This window comes from Salipiger mucosus DSM 16094 (assembly GCF_000442255.1).
GTDB classification, from domain to species: domain Bacteria; phylum Pseudomonadota; class Alphaproteobacteria; order Rhodobacterales; family Rhodobacteraceae; genus Salipiger; species Salipiger mucosus.
This window is the reverse complement of sequence record NZ_KE557276.1, coordinates 189211-206331: the sequence shown is the minus strand read 5'-3', so window position 1 is coordinate 206331 and position 17121 is coordinate 189211. Positions and strand designations below refer to the sequence as shown.

At 69.7% G+C, this 17121-nt stretch carries 15 protein-coding genes and 3 pseudogenes; 9 read left to right on the top strand and 9 right to left on the bottom strand.

Annotated features, from left to right (window positions below):
• Positions 1-148 precede the first annotated feature (148 nt).
• Positions 149-1114, top strand: a complete 966-nt coding sequence (locus tag SALMUC_RS13050) for a hypothetical protein (protein WP_156883504.1) — start codon at positions 149-151, stop codon at positions 1112-1114.
• Positions 1111-2634 carry a hypothetical protein gene (locus tag SALMUC_RS13045; RefSeq protein ID WP_020042974.1) on the top strand — a complete coding sequence of 508 codons (1524 nt, stop codon included), beginning with the start codon at positions 1111-1113 and terminating at the stop codon, positions 2632-2634. Before SALMUC_RS13050 ends, SALMUC_RS13045 begins: the two co-directional genes overlap by 4 nt.
• A 20-nt stretch (positions 2635-2654) precedes the next feature.
• On the opposite strand, the gene SALMUC_RS13040 is transcribed toward SALMUC_RS13045, so the two are convergent.
• Complete coding sequence (locus tag SALMUC_RS13040) at positions 2655-4946, bottom strand: heavy metal translocating P-type ATPase (RefSeq protein ID WP_021120352.1); 2292 nt, start codon at positions 4944-4946, stop codon at positions 2655-2657.
• Positions 4947-5106: 160 nt separating this feature from the next.
• On the opposite strand from SALMUC_RS13040, the gene SALMUC_RS13035 reads away from it, so the two are divergent.
• Positions 5107-5535: a MerR family transcriptional regulator gene (locus SALMUC_RS13035; protein WP_020042976.1), complete on the top strand. Its 429-nt coding sequence runs from the start codon at positions 5107-5109 to the stop codon at positions 5533-5535.
• Positions 5535-5618, top strand: a pseudogene (locus SALMUC_RS31830) (YnfA family protein); the annotation flags it as partial. The gene SALMUC_RS13035 and the pseudogene SALMUC_RS31830, both read left to right, overlap by 1 nt.
• Positions 5619-5738: 120 nt before the next feature.
• Here the strand turns inward: SALMUC_RS31830 and SALMUC_RS13025 are convergent.
• Together SALMUC_RS13025 and SALMUC_RS31675 are read right to left on the bottom strand one after the other, a co-directional pair.
• Positions 5739-6029, bottom strand: a complete 291-nt coding sequence (locus SALMUC_RS13025) for an SHOCT domain-containing protein (RefSeq protein ID WP_020042978.1) — start codon at positions 6027-6029, stop codon at positions 5739-5741.
• Positions 6025-6162: pseudogene (locus SALMUC_RS31675) on the bottom strand (HAMP domain-containing protein); the annotation flags it as partial. The gene SALMUC_RS13025 and the pseudogene SALMUC_RS31675, both read right to left, overlap by 5 nt.
• A gap of 206 nt (positions 6163-6368) precedes the next feature.
• Here SALMUC_RS31675 and SALMUC_RS13020 point away from each other — a divergent pair.
• The 3 genes from SALMUC_RS13020 (at position 6369) to SALMUC_RS13010 (ending at position 8494) form a co-directional block, all read left to right on the top strand.
• Positions 6369-6596, top strand: a complete 228-nt coding sequence (locus tag SALMUC_RS13020) for an ion channel (RefSeq protein ID WP_020042979.1) — start codon at positions 6369-6371, stop codon at positions 6594-6596.
• Positions 6593-7309: a TVP38/TMEM64 family protein gene (locus SALMUC_RS13015; protein WP_020042980.1), complete on the top strand. Its 717-nt coding sequence runs from the start codon at positions 6593-6595 to the stop codon at positions 7307-7309. Before SALMUC_RS13020 ends, SALMUC_RS13015 begins: the two co-directional genes overlap by 4 nt.
• 339 nt (positions 7310-7648) lie before the next feature.
• Positions 7649-8494 (top strand): DUF305 domain-containing protein, encoded by an 846-nt coding sequence (locus tag SALMUC_RS13010; RefSeq protein WP_020042981.1) that lies wholly within the window; start codon positions 7649-7651, stop codon positions 8492-8494.
• Positions 8495-8504: 10 nt separating this feature from the next.
• Here SALMUC_RS13010 and SALMUC_RS13005 read toward each other — a convergent pair whose 3' ends face one another.
• From SALMUC_RS13005 to SALMUC_RS12985, 5 genes are read right to left on the bottom strand one after another with little or no spacing between them, the layout of a single operon-like run.
• Positions 8505-9923 carry a multicopper oxidase family protein gene (locus tag SALMUC_RS13005; protein WP_021120350.1) on the bottom strand — a complete coding sequence of 473 codons (1419 nt, stop codon included), beginning with the start codon at positions 9921-9923 and terminating at the stop codon, positions 8505-8507.
• Between the two features lies 1 nt (position 9924).
• Positions 9925-10377, bottom strand: a complete 453-nt coding sequence (locus SALMUC_RS13000) for a c-type cytochrome (RefSeq protein WP_020043248.1) — start codon at positions 10375-10377, stop codon at positions 9925-9927.
• A gap of 40 nt (positions 10378-10417) precedes the next feature.
• Positions 10418-11323: a c-type cytochrome gene (locus SALMUC_RS12995; protein WP_020043249.1), complete on the bottom strand. Its 906-nt coding sequence runs from the start codon at positions 11321-11323 to the stop codon at positions 10418-10420.
• A 1-nt stretch (position 11324) separates the two neighbouring features.
• Positions 11325-11882: a c-type cytochrome gene (locus SALMUC_RS12990; RefSeq protein WP_021120349.1), complete on the bottom strand. Its 558-nt coding sequence runs from the start codon at positions 11880-11882 to the stop codon at positions 11325-11327.
• Between the two features lie 53 nt (positions 11883-11935).
• Positions 11936-12265: a hypothetical protein gene (locus SALMUC_RS12985; RefSeq protein WP_020043251.1), complete on the bottom strand. Its 330-nt coding sequence runs from the start codon at positions 12263-12265 to the stop codon at positions 11936-11938.
• A gap of 187 nt (positions 12266-12452) precedes the next feature.
• Here SALMUC_RS12985 and SALMUC_RS12980 point away from each other — a divergent pair.
• A pseudogene (locus SALMUC_RS12980) lies at positions 12453-14811 on the top strand (heavy metal translocating P-type ATPase).
• A 295-nt stretch (positions 14812-15106) separates the two neighbouring features.
• On the opposite strand, the gene SALMUC_RS12975 reads toward SALMUC_RS12980, so the two are convergent.
• Positions 15107-15859 (bottom strand): class I SAM-dependent methyltransferase, encoded by a 753-nt coding sequence (locus SALMUC_RS12975; RefSeq protein ID WP_020043253.1) that lies wholly within the window; start codon positions 15857-15859, stop codon positions 15107-15109.
• 125 nt (positions 15860-15984) lie between these two features.
• Between SALMUC_RS12975 and SALMUC_RS12970 the strand changes: the two genes are divergently transcribed.
• A complete protein-coding gene (locus SALMUC_RS12970; protein WP_020043254.1) occupies positions 15985-17121 on the top strand; it encodes an ABC transporter substrate-binding protein in 1137 nt (378 codons plus the stop codon).

The window sequence follows — 17121 nt, the reverse complement described above, 5'->3', positions numbered from 1 at the left end:
GCGCAATGATCCGCGACAAGGCCGCGGCCGCGCGCCGCATGAGGCGGATGACGATCCACCGGCACCGCACACCGCCCTCTGGAAAAGCCTCCGGCTGCCCCCGCAGAAATACCCTGTTCCGGCGCGCCGCCCGACCCCGCAATTCCGAATGCTGCGCAATCGCTCTCATTGGCCCCATTTCGAGAAACGCAGAATCCGTCTTGACCGAAGTGCCGCATCGGGCGCTATGCTCGCCCCATATTTCGGAGCGAGACATATGCTGCGCATCCATTGTTTAATTCTGTTCTTCGCAATTATCCCGCAAACACTCCTTGCGGAGTGGCGGATCGGACCCGGTGCCGAAATTTACGACGGCACCGTCTCTGCCTTCGGCGTGACGGACCGCGGCTTCGGGGCTCTCGCCGTCATGTGCCGGGAGGGCAGCCCCCTGCTCTGGACACAGGGCTGGGCCCCTGCCAAGGCCGGGCCCGACCGGCAGGAATCCTTCGCGGTCATCGTCGACGGGAACAGGTTCACCGTCACCGGCCAGCACCTGCCCGAGGAAGGGCTCTGGACCGGGCCGCCGTCCGCAGCGCTGATCGCGGCGCTTCGCGGAGGCTCGCGCGCCACGGTCGCCGTGCCCGGCGAAGCGCAGGTCGGCGTGTCGCTGGGCGGCTCCTCGCGCGCGATCGGCCAGGTCCTGGACGGATGCGGAGGCGGAACGGCCGCTTCGGCGAACACCTCCGGCGCGGGCAAGGTCGTCCTCTTCGGGCAGTTGATCGCAACCCGTTGCGGCGGCGGTTTCTCGATCACCGAGGGCGCCGAAATGACGGGCCGGCTGGACGATGACGACCAGCCGGACTTCGTCCTCGACTGGGGCGGCGTGACCTGCGACGACCGGTCCAAAGGACGCGGCGCAGGCTTCTGCGGCGCCGCGCTCTGCACGATCGAGATCGCCTTCACCGAAACCCAGGGCCGTCAGCAGGTGCTCGGCGTCAGGCCGGAACTGGTGGACCGGGCCTTTGGCAGGAAAGCGCTGAAGACGACCACGCAGGGCGCCACCTGCGGCGGCCCGGCACAGGTCTGCGACGTCATCTGGATATGGAACGGAACGCGCCTGGAACCGGTCCGGTGAGGCATCTTTCCGCGATCGGTCTCGCGCTGCTGCCGGGCCTTGCCGCCGCGCAGGCCGAGTATGAACTCGGCATCTTCGCGGCGATGATCGAGGCGCCCGAGGGCACCCCGGCCGCCACGGCCACCGTCACCGGCGGCTCGGCCGGCAGCCTGACCTACCTGACCGCCGCCTCCGTGGCCGGCCTCGACGGGGCCTGTGTCCGCATCTGGGACCGGGGCGCCTGCCATCCGGTCACGGGCACCCGCCCCCTGCCCGGCTACGACACGCTCGTCCTGGTGGACGCCGGTGTCAGCTCGGAGGACATGATGGCCAAGGCAGGCAGCCTCCGCATGACGCGGATGCCGCTTGTCGGCCAATACGATCCGGCAAGCGGCGAGGGCCTGTCCTTCATGACCCAGAACGCCCTGGGCGGATGGGAGATGCCCATCGCCCCCGTCGCCCCCTCGGGTCAGAGCGCAGGGCTTCCGATCCTGCGCGATGCCGCCATCACATCGCTCAGCGCCGGGGCGCCGGTCGCTCATGCGGAGGACGGCCTTGTCGGGCTCCTCGCGCGCGCCGGCGATGGCGCCGGCGCGGTCCTTCCCGTGGCCGATGCGTTCCGGGCCGCCGTCGCGGCGGGGGTCCATATCGACGACGCCCTGATGCCCCGGGACACACAGGACGGCGGGCTCCCCCCTCGGGTCGCAAGCGAAATCGGCCGGATCTACTATTTCCACGATTACAGCGACCTCGGTTATTTCGGCGGGTTTTACGGGCCCAGCCAGGGGGCAGGTTTCGATCCGTCCTTCGTGACCACGGTGGATTTCTCCGTCTGGTCCGTCGCCCTGTCCGGAGCGGGCGGCACGAAGGTGGCCCAGGGCGACAAGACCGTGCCGCTGGTCGGCAATGGCATGGCGCTCGAGGCACCCTTCCGCGGCAACGCCGCCGATTACCTTGCCAGCTGCATTGTCCACACAACGCCGTCCTCCGAAGGCCGGCCCGTCTTTCTGATCCAATTCTGGCGCAGCGTCCCCGAACGCTACAATCCCAATGTCGGCAGCAAGTCCTACGACGAGGCCGCACCGGCCATGACCGGATGGGTCGAGGGGGACAACATCTGCAGCGATGCAATCGGCCAGATGGGGGCCGAGCGACTGGCGGCCCTGTCGAATTCCGGCACCGCGGCGGCACGGGCCGAGCCCGAGGAAGCCGCCAATCCATCCGAAGCGCCGCAGCATGCCTCGGTGCAAGGCGCATGGCGCCGTGTCGAAACCTGGCAGGCGACGGGCCTTGAAGCCCTGTTCCGTGACCTTCCGGAGGGGCGACTGCTCACGGTCGGCTGCACGGCGAGCGGAGAGTTCGCCATTGCCGTAACACCGGGCGACAAGGTCGAGAGCATCGCGGGGATCACGCCGCAGCGTGCAGAGGACTCGACACGGTTCATCCTGAAAGCGGCGGCCACCCCGGGCGCCACGACCGTGGTCATCGATGGCGAAGGGATCGACATCGACATCCCCGAAGACATCGGCCCCTGCGGGTGAGGATCATCGGTGGCCCCTTTTCACAGGGTCGCGGATGCGCTCTCGCGCGTTGCCTCGTAGGCAAGTCCCCTGGATGGATGCGCCACTTCGGCCCCGCCGGACGGCCGGAAGAACAGCAGTCGCAGGGCATTCATGGTGACGAGCACTGTGGCGCCGGTGTCGGCGAGGATCGCGATCCAGAGGCCGGTGATGCCCAGCACGGTGGTCACGAGGAAGACCGCCTTGAGCCCGAGCGCGATCGCGATGTTCTGGCGGATGTTCGCCATGGTGGCGCGGGCGAGGCGGACCTTGCCCGCCACATCGGTCACGCGGTTGCGCAGGATCGCCGCGTCGGCCGTCTCGAGCGCCACATCGGTGCCCGATCCCATGGCAACGCCGACATGCGCCGCGGCAAGTGCGGGCGCGTCGTTGATCCCGTCGCCGACCATCATCACGCGCGCATCCCCGGTCAGTTCCCGGATCGCCGTCACCTTGTCTTCCGGCATCAGCCCGGACCGGTGCTCGATCCCCAGCCCCTCGGCGATGGCCTGCGCCGTGCGCGGGTTGTCCCCGGTCAGCATGACCGACGAAATACCGAGGCCGCGCAGCTGCGCGAGGGCTTCTGCCGCGTCCCCGCGCGGCTCGTCCCGCAGCGCGATCAGGCCCTCGGCCACATCCTCTCGCAGCACGATCACCACGGTCTTGCCCTCGGCTTCCAGCGCCGACACGCGCCCCCTGAGATCGTCCGTCATCGCGCCATGCTCGTCTGCCAGCCGCGGCGAGCCCACGCAGACCGTCGCGCCGCCGATGGATGCCTCCGCGCCCCGTCCGGGCAGCGCGCGGCCGGCGACGGCATCCGCCGCCGACACGCGCCGCCGCTCCGCCTCGGCACAGATCGCCTGGCCGAGCGGATGGCTCGCACCGCTCTCGACCCCGGCGGCGAGCGCCATCAGGTCGTCTTCGCGTCCGCTCAGCGCCAGGACATCCGTCACCCGGGGCCTGCCCTGCGTCAGCGTCCCGGTCTTGTCGAAGGCGACATGCGTCGTCCGGGCCGCCGCCTCGACCACCGCGCCGCCCTTCATCAGAAGGCCGTTGCGCGCCCCGGTGGACAGCGCCGACGTGATCGAGGCCGGCACCGAGATCACCAGCGCGCAGGGGCAGCCGATCAGCAGGAGCGCCAGCGCGCGATAGACCCATTCGCCCCAGGCCAACCCGAAGGCCAGCGGCGGGACCACCGCCACCAGCAACGCGGCCCCCACCACGGCTGGCATGTAGACCCGGCTGAACCGGTCGATGAACCGCTCGGTCGGCGCCCGTGCGCTCTCGGCGTCTTCGACCAGTCGCACGATGCGGGCGATGGTGTTGTCCGCGGCCGCCTTCGCGACCCGCACGCGAAGCAGAGCCTCCACGTTGATCGAGCCTGCAAAGACCTCGGCTCCGGGCGCCTTGAGGCTCGGGACGCTCTCGCCGGTCACGGGGCTTTCGTCGACGCCGGAGGTGCCGTCGATCACTTCGCCGTCACAGGGCACGCGGTCGCCGGGGCGGACCTGCACCACCTGGCTCACCTGGAGCGTCTCGGCGGCAACCTCCCGCGTCCGGCCGCCCACCTCGAGCCGCGCCGTCTTGGGCACAAGCTGCGACAGCGCGCGGATGCTGTCGCGCGCCTTGCCCGCCGAGATGCCTTCCAGCAACTCGCCCACGGCGAAGAGGAAGACGACCAGCGCGGCCTCTTCCGGCTCGCCGATCACCAGCGCGCCACCGGCGGCAACCGTCATCAGCATCTCGATGGTGAAAGGCATCCGGGCGCGCGCCATGGCGAAGGCGCGCTGCGCGACGGGCACGAGGCCGATCAATGTGGCAAGGACGAAGGCCCAGTGCGCGATCTCGGCGGGAAACACGAGGCGCGACGCCCAGGCCGCCGCCAACAGCGCACCGGTGCCTAGCACCAGTCGGCCTTTGGAGGTCTGATACCAGGAAGGGGATGGCGCCTCTGCGTGCCGTGCCGTGCTTTCCTCTGCACGGCCTCCGATCTCCGACGTCTTCCCCGCCTCTGGAAACGCCCCGTCCGGCAGCACGAAGCCCCCCTTGGGTTTCTCCGGCTTCGCCCCCTTTGGCGCGATTCCGAAGCCGACCCCGCGCACGGCCTTCTCGACGCTCTCGGGCGAGGTCTGGCCTTCGTCCAGCGTCAGCCGCAGGCGCTCGGCCATCAGCGCGACATCGACGTCGGCGACTCCGGGCAGGCGCTCGACCGCGCCGCGCACTTTCGCGGTGCAGGATCCGCAATCCATTCCCGTCACACGCCACTCGCGCGGTGCTGCGCCACTGTCCGCCATGATGACTCTCCGTTGCGATTCCCGGTCGAGTCACGATATAGGATCTACAGCGACTGTAGGTTCAAGCCCTGCCGGAAGGATTGCCGCATCCCCGGGCGCGGCATGGTCACTGGCCTCGGCCACGCGCGCACGTCAACCGATCTGCTTGAGGAGACGGGACATGCTGTCCATCGGCACCCTCGCCAAACGGACGGGCACCAAGGTGCAGACGATCCGCTACTACGAACAGATCGGCCTGATGCCCGAACCCGGCCGCACGACTGGCGGCCAGCGACGCTACGGGACCGTCGAGCTGGATCGCCTTGCCTTCATCCGCCATTCCCGCGAACTCGGCTTTTCGCTCGAGGCCATTCGGGAACTTCTGGACCTCTCGGACAGCCCCGAACGATCCTGCGCGCAGGTCGATGCGGTGGCGCAGAAACAGCTCCACGAGGTCGAGGCCCGGATCGCCCGGCTCGAGACGCTCCGGGTCGAGCTGCAACGGATGATCAACGAGTGCAATGCCGACCGGGTGGCCGACTGCCGCATTCTCGAGGTGCTTCGCGATCACGAAGAGTGCCTCTCCGATCACATCCGGCCGGGCGGCTGATGCCGGTCGCGCTGGTCTATCCGCTCGCCGCGCTGGCCGAGACCACCGGGTGTTTCGCCATCTGGGCCTGGTGGCGTGGCGCTGAGTCATTCTTCGCAGCCGACTGGAGCGCCAGAGAAGATACCCTGTCGTGGCTCTCCTCTTTCCGGCACTCTTCCCTGTAGCGAGGTCTCCTGTCGCCCCAATACGTTTTGCCCGGGACTTCACTCGTCGAGAGCGGCCTTGCGGCGACGGTATTCCTCTTCGTCGATCTCGCCTTTCGCCAGACGCTGACGCAGGATTTCGAGCGCGTCCGAGGACTTGCCGCCGGTGCCGCTGTTGTCACGCAGCCAGTGAACAGCCAGCACGATCAGGGCGAGGATCACGCCCCAGAAGACCAGCATCATCAGGCCGCCGAAGACGCCATGGCCGCCGCCCCACATCATGTGCCCGTCCCATGAGCCGTCGGGATCGGCCAGGGCCGTCGAGGCGGCAAGGCTCGCAAGGGCGGTCATGCTCCAGCGCGGCCAGCATCCGCGTCCGGTCACCCACGAAGCGGGTCAGGCGGTCCTGCATGCGGTTGAAGGCTCCGGTCAGGTCGCGCACCTCGGTCGGTCCCGCCAAGGGAAGCTCGGCCACGTCCTCGCCGAGCGCCGTCAGCATGATGACCGGCTCCGCGCCCTCGGCCACAAGCCTCCGGCAGGCCGAGAGACCTTCCTCGCCGGGCATCATCACCTCCAGAACGACGAGATCGAAATGCCCGGTGCCGACACTGGCACGAACAGCAAGCATTCTCGCAATCACCGTGCTGACCGCCGGAGCAGCCCTGGCCGACATCGGTCACCACGATCGCGATGGCTCGGGACCTCGCATGGGCGCCTACGAGCCGCGCATGGGCCGACCTCATCTACCTGACCGGGGTGAACTTCACCACGCTGGGCTACACGCAGATCGAGCTCGCCGGTGACATCAGGATCGTGACCATGCTGCAATCCCTGGGCGGCTTCATGATCCTGACCTGGTCGGCCACCTACCTCTTCACCGTATGCCAGAGGAGCTGGCGACGCGCCGAGACCGAATGACAAAAGCCACGGGGAAGCGGACACTCAGGATCGTCGCGGCGGGCGCCGGGGTCCTGCTGCTGGCCGCGTTTGTCGTGGCCTGGCTGACCGGCTGGCCACCCGATGGCCTCGACCGTGAGACCGCCGCCCGCTGGGTCGCGGGCGCCGGGCCATGGGGGCCGCTTGCCGTGATCGGCCTGATGACGGCGGCCGTTGTGGCCAGCCCGCTGCCCAGTGCGCCGATCGCGCTCGCCGCCGGGGCGGCCTACGGACATTACGCGGGTGCGGCCTATGTCGCGCTCGGCTCCGAGCTCGGCGCGGTCTCGGCCTTTCTCATCGCGCGCGGGGCCGGCCGCGGCGCGGTCGAGCGCATGCTCGGGGACAAGCGCGACTACGGCCTGCTCGGCTCGCAGAACGCGCTGACGCTGACCGTCTTCGTCAGCCGCCTGCTGCCCTTCGTGTCCTTCGACGCGATGAGCTACGCCGCCGGGCTGAGCCGCCTGCACTTCTGGCGCTTCGCGCTGGCCACCCTGGCCGGGATCCTGCCGGCCAGCTTCGTGCTCGCGCACTTCGGCAGTGTTGCCATGGAGGGCGAATTCGGCACGGCAGAATGGATCGTCCTCGGCCTCGGGCTGCTGACCGCGGTGCCCCTCGTGCTGATGGCCCTGCGCGGCGACCGGAAGGCAAGGCAAGGACATGCCGAACGAACCCGAAACCAGGAGCACACCGGGTGAGCGCCGACTGTCCCGGTGTCAGGGTCGCCGACCTCGCGACCAGGACAGCGCTCTCCCGCCGTTCAAGGCCCGCTCCTGCACTCTCCCGGCGCGACGCGGTATCCGGCAAGCCGGGCTGATCACCGCGAGTCTCCGGCCGATTTCTTGATCCCGGCCCTTCAACGCCCGGTGCGCACACCCTGCGCGCTCGGCCCGCCTTTGATGCAGTCGCCCCGCCGTTGAACCGTGGCCCCGGACACCGCCGCTTTCGGCGCCGGGATCGGTCGCATGACAATGCCTGCAACCCTCCAGCGCGGGAGGGGCGTTGTGCCAGTGATCCGCAACGAAGGAGGCGCCGCAATGACCTATACCCGCTTCGCCCTGATGATCCTGACATCAACGATCGTCATGTTCGTCCTGATGTATCTCAACACCTACGCCTGGGAGCATCTCTTCTACAGCGAGACGCGTGCCTACATGGCCGTCCTGATGGGCGCCGTCATGGCCTTTGTCATGATGGGCTTCATGGCCGCGATGTATTCCAGCCGCGCCGTCAACATCGCCATCTTCGCGGGCAGCGTGATCGTCTTCGCCCTGTCGCTCTGGATGGTGCGCAGCCAGGCCACCGTGGGCGGCGCCAGCTACATGCGCGCGATGATCCCGCACCATTCCATCGCCGTGATGACCTCCGAACGCGCCGGGATCGAGGACGCCCGCGTGCGCAAGCTGGCCGACGGAATCATCGGCGCCCAGCAGAAGGAGATCGCCGAGATGCGCGCACTGATCGCCGATGTCTCTGAAGGGAACGTGGTGAGCGAGATATACGAGGACCCGGCGCCCAGGGTCGGCACGGTCGAGGACGCGCTGAACAACACGCTGCTCGCCGGGCTCGACCCCGCGCCCCTCACGGCCGATCAGGCCGGCGAGGCCCTGCCCGAGGGCGAGACCTGCGCCTTCCGCCGCACCGCGGCCGCCGATCCGATCCTCATCGCCGCCGCCGACGGCAGCGCCGCCGTGGCGAAGCTCAACGGCGTGATCGTTCCGCTCGACCCCGCCGAGGGCGAGACGTCCTTCGCCTCGGACGGGTTCGGCATGGCGGTGGCGCCGATCGAGGACGCCGACTGGCGCGCCGACAGCGAACTCACCTTCACGCTCGAACCCGGCCCGACCGCGTCCTATCGCGGCACCTGGTCCTGCGCCGGGTGATCCGCGCCGGTCAGGCGCGGACCCGCACCCAGGTCATCATGCCCGAGGCGGCATGGCCCAGCATGTGACAGTGCAGCAGCCAGTCGCCCGGGTTGTCCGCCACGAAGGCCAGCGTCACCGGCTCGCCCGGGACGCTGAGGACCGTGTCGCGCATCGGCCCCTGCGTGCCATCCGCGCCAACTGTCCGGAAGTGCATCCCGTGCAGGTGCATGGCATGCGGAAAGGCCGTGTCGTTGACGATCTTCAGCGTTACCATCTCGCCCCGGTCCAGCTCGGCCAGCGGCGCGTCGGTCATGCCGACGGTTCCGTTGAAGGACCAGAACAGGTTGCGCCGCGCGAGATCGCGGAAGCCGAGCCGCTCGCCCTCGTACACGGCCTGCTGCAAGCCGCCCATGGCCCCGCCCTCCATGTTGAGCGTGAGCCGGCGCGCGCCCTCCAAGTCGGGCTTCGCCTGCCGGGGGTTCGGCGGCAGCGCCCGCGGAGGCTCGCGGCGGGATGCCCCCGCCGCACCGCTCACGGAGAAGACGGCCTGCGGCCGGAACGTATCGTCGTCGTCCAACCGCAGCAGACCCGCCTGTGCGCCCGGCTCGGCCACCACGTCGACAAAGAGGTCGACGCGCTGCGCCGGGGCCAGAACGATCTCGCGCGGGAGCGGCTCCGGCGCTTCGAGCGGCATGCCGTCCTGCGCCATGACCCATCCCTCGAGCCCCTGCACAGACAGCACGAAGATCCGCGCGTTGGAGGCATTGATGAGCCGCAGGCGCAGCCGCTCGTGGCGCCGCACCTCGGCCTGCCAGGCGAAGGCGCCGTTCGTGGTGATGAGGTTGCCGCGCCGCCCGGCGTGGCTGCGGTCGTGCATCGACTCGAATTCGGGATCCAGCTGCGCGGTCTCGGGCGAGACCAGCCAGTCGTCCAGCACCAGCACCTCGTCGCGATCGACGTCCGGTGTCTCGGGCTCCTCGACGATCAGCGCGCCGTGCAGCCCGCGCGCCACCTGCTCGGTCGAGCGTTCATGCGCATGATACCAGTAGGTGCCCGCGTCCGGCAGGTCGAAGGCGTAGTCGAACTGCGCCCCCGGCGGCACCGCCTCCTGCGTGAGGCCCGGCACGCCGTCCATGGCGTTGTCGATGCGGATGCCGTGCCAGTGGATCGTGGTCGCCTGCGGCAGGCCGTTCACCAGCCGCCGCTCCAGCCGACCGCCCTGCGGAGCCCGAAGCACCGGCCCCGGCGCCGTGCCGCCATAGCCCCAGACCTCGGTCGCGTCATAGCCTTCGGGCGCAAGCTGCACCTTGCCGGGACGCGCCTCGAGCGGCGCCGGCGACGGGGCCGCGCGGGCCAGCAGCGGCGCCGCCGCGACCGAGGCCGCCCCCGCCAGCACGTCGCGCCGCGTCGGGCGGAACCGACCGCCCCCGTTGAATGTCCGGCTCATCTCAGTTGATCCCGTTCTCGCGCTGCAGTTCCCGCACGTAGGCGGTGATCGCGGTGACGTCGCCCCGCGTCAGCCCCTCCTGCGGAGGCATGTTGCCGAACCGCCAGTGGTGCGCCCGCACGCCATTGCTCACGGCCACCTGGAAGGCCATGTCGCCGTGGTGCGAGGGCTCGTAGATCTTGTGCACCAGCGGCGGCCCCATGCCCTGCCGCCCCACGGCGTTCTCGCCGTGGCAGGCGGCGCAGACGGCGTCGAAGGCCTGCTTGCCGACGCGCGCCTGCGACGACAGCTCGGCGGGCAGATCGACCTCGACGATGGGCGCGCCCTCGGCCGGGGCCGAGGCGGTCTCGGTCCGTGCCTCGGGCGCGGGTTCGGACGCGCTGCCGACATAGAAATAGGCGCCAGCGGCCGCGGCAAGGGCCACTGCTGCAAGGATGATCGGTGTCGTTTTCATTGTGTCATCTCGTACATTTCTTGTCTTTCGGACCGGCGGCTCAGCTGCCGTCGCCGGCCGCCTCGTCGTCGAGCAGGAAGCGGGCCATGGCCTCGCGGTCCTCGGGGCGCAGCCAGGCTGTGCCCTCCTGCACCACCTCGCCCATGCCGCCGCCGAAGGTGTCGCCGTCCGGCATGACCCCCGACTTGAGCGCGAAGCTCAGCGAGGAGACGGTCCAGCCGTCTTCCTTCAGCGCTTCCGGCGTGATCGGCGGCGCCTTTCCGCCCCCGGGCAGATCGTCGCTTCCGGCCAGCCGCCGCTCCGCGATCCGCCCGCCCAGCGCGTTCCGGTCGGTGTGGCAGGCGCCGCAATGGGCCAGCCCGTTGACCAGCCAGCGCCCCCGGTTCCAGGCCTCCGACCGCGTGGGGTCCTCCGCCACCGAAGGCGCATCGCCGAAGGCCGCGCGCCAGAGCTTCAGCCCGAAGCGCAGGTTGAACGGGAACGCGACCTCGTGCGGCGGAGCCGGCACGCCATGCGGCGGCACCGTCCGGAAGGCCGCCCAGAGGTCGGCGACGTCGCGGTCGGACAGCTTTGCGTAGAACGGATGGGGAAAGGCCGGGTAATAGGCCTCGCCCTCGGGCGAGATGCCCTGCCGCACCGCCCGGGCGAAATCCGAGACGTCCCAGCCGCCAAGACCCGCCGCCTCGTGGGTCGTCAGGTTGGGCGGCACGAAAGTGCCGAAGCCGGTGCGGATCGGCGCGCCCCCGGAGAGCGCGGGCTTGCCCGAACCGGGGTCCGAGTGGCAGGCGATGCACCCCCCGGCCCGCGCGAGGTAGGCCCCGCGCTCGGCATCGCCCTCGATCCCGGCAAGGTCGACCGGTTCACCGATCGGCCAGAACGCGAGCGCGGCGGTGCCCGCCACCGCCAGTCCGGCGGCGGCGAGCGTGACTGCATGCAGGCGGCTCACCTCAGTCTTCCTCGCGGAACCTGTCGTGGCAGGCCGAGCAGACTTGCGTCATCATGGTGAAGGCCCCGTCGGCGGGCATCTGGCCCAGCGCCTCGGCATCCATGGCATCGGCCATCGGCATATCCGCGGCCTGCGCGCCGCCCATCATGCCGCCCTGGTCGCCCATCATGCTCCCGGCACCATGCTGGCCGTTCTCCGAGGCAAGGCCCAGCCCCTCGGCGGCCGTCTTCAGCCGCGCGGCCAGCGTCCGGAAGCGCTCCGTGTCCTGCCAGATCGCCGGCAGCGCCTCGGAGGGCCCCTCGATCGAGCCCTCGGGGAACAGCTCGGTCAGCTCCTTACCGGCCCGCGCCTCGATCACGTCCGCCGCCTCGCGGACGGCGGCGGCATCGTAGTCCGCCTGCCCCGACATCATCGGCGTGATGGTCTTCACGGCGTCCTGCATGGCCTTCATGGCGTCCATGCGGTCCTTGACGACGCCCTCGGCGCCCGAATGGGCCCAGGCGCCCGCGACGGTTCCGGCGACGAGTGCGCCGCCCAGCATAACGCTGCGTATGGTCATGTCTTTCTCCTTGAATCCAGATCCTTTGGTCCGGCCCCTGAGGGCCCGGCGGATCAGGTTCGCGGAGGCGGAGGATCGGTCCGGAGATGCAGCGACCGATGAATCACCGGCTCGAGCGCCAGCCGGCCATCGCCCGGCGTGTCCGGCGCGGCGCCAATGTCGGGCGCGGCCATCACGAGTTTCCAGACGCAGGACAGGTCTTCGTGGCAGCACGGGTCGGCGCCCGCTCCGTCGCCGTGCACGGCCAGCTCGACCGAGGCCGCATCGGCCCGGGCGACATGCGCATCCGCCCGCTCCGCCGTCAGCCCGACGAGCACGACGAACGCGAACAGAAGGAGGACACCCTCCAGGGATGCTTTGAGCCACCTGTGCATGACGCCCATGTCGCGCCACCGGCACGCGGCTGTCAACTCACGTCCGCAACAATCCGCGTGCGTCGGCCCCTTGCCCCGCGAAGCCGGGCCACCACGTGCGGCCGCTCGCGACGACCGCCGAACGTCGTCGTCAACAAGCCCTTGACCCTCCAGTGACTGGAAGCCCTATGTGATGTCGTGTGAGAAGGAGACGGTCATGTCCGAACACGCGAAACACCACCACCATCACTCTCACCGCGACCACGACGCGCATATCTCCGAAGGCGCGCAGACCGCCACGGACCCGGTCTGCGGCATGACCGTCGAGGTGACCGGCGACACCCGGACGCAGGCGTTCGGCGGCGAGACCTTTCACTTCTGCTCCGAGGGCTGCGAGGAAAAGTTCAAGGCCGACCCGTGGTTCTACGCCTCGGGCAACGCCGACGAGGCCGGGCAGCAGGTCCAGCCGGGCACGCAGTGGACCTGCCCGATGCACCCCGAGATCGTGCGCGACGAGCCCGGCGCCTGTCCGATCTGCGGCATGGCGCTGGAGCCCATGGTGCCCACCGACGCGCCCTCCGAGGAGCTGACCGACTTCACCCGCCGCATGTGGATCAGCGCGGCGGCGGCCGTGCCGCTCATCATCCTGACCATGGGCGAGCTGGTGGGCCTGCCGGTGCGCGACTGGCTCGGCCACCGCATCGCCACCTACATCGAGTTCCTGCTGGCCACGCCCATCGTCCTCTGGGCGGCGCTGCCGTTCTTCAGGCGCGGTCTCGACTCGTTCCGCAACATGTCGCCGAACATGTGGACGCTGATCTCGCTCGGCGTCGGCGCGGCCTATGTCTACTCGCTCTTCGCCACCTTCCTGCCCGGCGTCTTCCCCGAGGATTACCGGATGGGCGAAGGCGTCGGCACCTATTTCGAGGCCTCCGTCGTGATCGTCGCGCTGATCCTCGTGGGCCAGGTGCTCGAGCTGCGCGCCCGCGAGCGCACCGGCGACGCGATCCGCGCGCTGCTGGACCTCGCCCCCAAGACCGCGCGGCGGATCCTGCCGGACGGGACCGAATACGATGCCCCGCTCGAGAACGTGGTCGCGGGCGACATGCTGCGCGTCCGCCCCGGCGACAGCATCCCCGTGGATGCCGAGGTGGCCGAGGGCCGCTCCTCGGTCGACGAAAGCATGATCACGGGCGAGCCGGTCCCGGTCGAGAAGACCGAGGGCGACCGCGTCACCGGCGGCACGATCAACAGGAACGGCACGCTGGCGATCCGCGCGACGCAGGTGGGCGCCGACACCGTGCTGTCCCAGATCGTCGACATGGTCGCGGGCGCCCGCCGGTCGCGCGCGCCGATCCAGGCCCTCGCCGACCGCGTGTCCGCGATCTTCGTGCCCACGGTGGTCGGCATCGCGGTGCTCGCCTTCTTCACCTGGCTGGCTTTCGGTCCGGAGCCGGCCCTCGCCTTCGCCATCGCCTCGGCGGTCTCGGTTCTCATCATCGCCTGTCCCTGCGCGCTCGGGCTCGCGACGCCGATCTCGATCACCACCGCCGCCGGGCGCGGCGCGCAGGCGGGCGTGCTCATCAAGGACGCCGAGGCGCTCGAGCGCATGGCGCGGGTCGACACCGTGATCGTCGACAAGACCGGCACGCTGACCATGGGCAAGCCCAGTCTGACCGACGTGGTCGCGCTCGGGCAGACCGACGAGGCCGAGGTGCTCGCCCTCGCCGCGGCCCTCGAGCGCGGCTCGGAACATCCCTTGGCCGAAGCGATCGTGCAGGGCGCACGGGAGCGCAACGCCGAACGGCGCGACGTCACCGACTTCGACGCGGTCACCGGCAAGGGCGTGACCGGCCGCGTGTCCGGCCGGGACGTGGCCCTCGGCAACCGCGCGCTCATGGAGGCGCTGAAGATCGACGCCGCCTCCGCCGAGGACAGCGCCGACGCCCTGCGCGCGGACGGCAAGACGGCGATGTATGTGGCGGTGGAGGGCACCCTCGTCGGCCTCGGTGGCCGTGGCCGACCCGATCAAGGAGACGACCGAAGGCGCCATCCGCGACCTGCACGCGCTCGGCCTGCGGGTCATCATGGCGACCGGCGACAACCAGCGCACCGCCGAGGCCGTCGCGCGCCATCTCGGCATCGACGATGTGCGCGCCGGCGTCCTGCCCCAGGACAAGAAGGCGTTGGTCGAGGAGCTGCGCGCGCAGGGCGCCTACATCGCCATGGCGGGCGACGGCGTGAACGACGCCCCTGCCCTCGCAGCGGCGGACGTCGGCATCGCCATGGGCACCGGCGCCGACGTGGCGGTCGAGAGCGCGGGGATCACGCTACTCGGCGGTGATCTCGTCGGCATCGTCCGCGCCCGCAAGCTGGCCACCGCGACGCTGCGCAACATCCAGGAGAATCTCTTCTTCGCCTTTGCCTACAACGCCGCCGGCGTGCCCGTCGCGGCGGGCATCCTCTACCCGTTCATCGGATTGCTCTTGTCGCCCATGATCGCGGCGGCGGCGATGAGCCTGTCCTCCGTCTCGGTCATCACCAACGCGCTGCGCCTGCGCCGGGTGAAGCTGTAGAAAAGGATCTCTCGAGAGACCGGCCGGTCAGTATCGCGCAAGAGGAGATTTCGAACGCAGGGTCATGGGGGCACCAGAATGCATCCGCAACGCCAAGGCGCGATATTTCCAGGACTTCGAGTCGCACCCTGAATTGACGGCGGCTCCCGGCAGAACGTCGAGCCACCGTCACCGGGATCGAGCACTCAGCCATGTCCTGAGCCCGGTTCGCGGATCACAGACCGCACAGCGTCACGACCACCCCGGTCACCGCCATCAACGCGAAGGACACACCTGCACGGCTGCCTTTCGCCTTTCAGCCCGGCACGCGCGCGCAGATCGCATAGCGATGCTCGGACCGTCGCAGCAGCGACTTGCGCCACCCCAGCTGCGTTGCCTGCGCGCGGTGGATGCCGCCGAGACGGGTGTCGACGCGGACATCCTCGAACCCGGCATCGACGAGCATCGCCGCCACCCGCTCGGCCCGTGCACCGCCCGAGAAGTAGACCTGCGAGAGGATCTCCTCGTGCCGCGACATGGCACCATGCGGCGCCGGGCGCCCCAGCCGCCCGAGGGCGCGCGCCAGCCAGCCCCTGGAGACGAAGTCGCCATCGACCAGCAGCAGCCTCCCACCGGGCGCGAGGATGCGCCGCCACTCCGCGAAGGCCGCCTCGGGGTCGACAAGCGTCCAGACGAGATGCCGCGTGACGATCACGTCCACGCTGTCCGGGCGCAGCATCGTGCGTTCGGCATCCGCCTGCAGGAAGGTGACCCCCGGCAGCTTCGCGCGCGCACGTTCGAGCATCGGTTCGGCCCAGTCGAGGCCCGTCACCGCGAAGCCCATGTCGCGGCACAGCCGGGCGATCTCCCCGGTCCCCGATGCAAGGTCGAGAAGCCGCCGGCCCTGCGCCCTCCCCAGGTGTCGCAGGAACAACGCCCGCCATGCCCGCATCTCGGCCCCCTCCCCGATCTTGTGGCCGGGGTCGTCGTCGAAGGTCGCGGCACGGTCGGACCAGTAGTCGCGGATCTCGTCGCGCAGGTCTCGGTTCGAGGGGAGAGTGGAGGTCATCAGGCATCCCGGGGCGTTGCGTGAGGCCATGTCACCCTCACGAGTGTTTTTGTCAACTTTGATTGTTGACTGAAATTGTCGGGCACCTTACGGCTACGGCATCTGACCATGACGAGGTTCCCCAAATGACCGTTCGTGCCCTGCTCGGCGCATCCGCGCTGAGCCTTCTCGCAGCCAGCCAAGTGCAAGCAGACCCGATCACCCTGACCGACATCGCCGGTCGCGAGGTCACTGTCGATGCACCGGTGGAGCGCGTGATCCTCGGCGAAGGACGGCAGGTCTTCTTCACCGCGGTCCTCGACGGCGACGACCCCTTCGGCCGCGTCGTCGGCTGGCGGGACGACTTCCGCCAGGCCTCGCCCGCAAGCTACGAGGCCTACGCCGGGAAGTTCCCGCAGCTGACCGAGATCCCGACCTTCGGGGGCTTCAAGGACGGCACCTTCGACATCGAGCAGGCGGTGTCGCTCGACCCCGACGTGCTGATCATGAACCTCGAGTCCAAGCAGGCCACCGAGGAAGCGGGCTACGAGGAAAAGCTGGCCAAGGTCGGCATCCCGATCGTCTACGTGGACTTCCGCGAGAAGCCCTTCGAGCACACCCCGAAATCCATGCAGATCATCGGCACGCTCTTCGGCGAAGAGGACCGCGCCGAGGCATTCAACGCCTTCTACGACGCGCAGATGGCGCGCGTGACCGAGGTCATCGAGGCGCAGGACGACCTCGACCGGCCGCTGACCTTCGTCGAGCGCGCCGCCGGATACTCCGAGGAATGCTGCATGTCCTTCGGCGAGGGCAACTTCGGCCGCTTCGTCGAACTGGCGGGCGGCCGGAACATGGCCTCCGAGTTCATCGCCGGCACCTTCGGCACCGTCAACGCCGAGCAGGTCATCGCCTCGGACCCCGAGCAGATCATCGCGACGGGCGGCAACTGGGAGGCCTACGTGCCCGGCGGCGACTGGGTCGGCGTGGGTCCCGGCGCCGACGAGGACGAGGCCCGCCGCAAGCTCGCCGCGCTCATGGATCGCCCGGCCTTCACCGGCGTCGAGGCGGTCGAACAGGGCCAGGTCCACGCGATCTGGCACCAGTTCTACAACAGCCCCTACAGCTTCGTCGCGGTCCAGCAGCTGGCAAGCTGGCTGCACCCCGACCTCTTCCCCGATCTCGACGCCGAGGCGACGCTGAAAGAGCTGCACAGCCGCTTCCTGCCGGTCGACTACCGCCCCGGCTACTGGGTGTCGCTCAAGGGCACCGAGACCAACTGA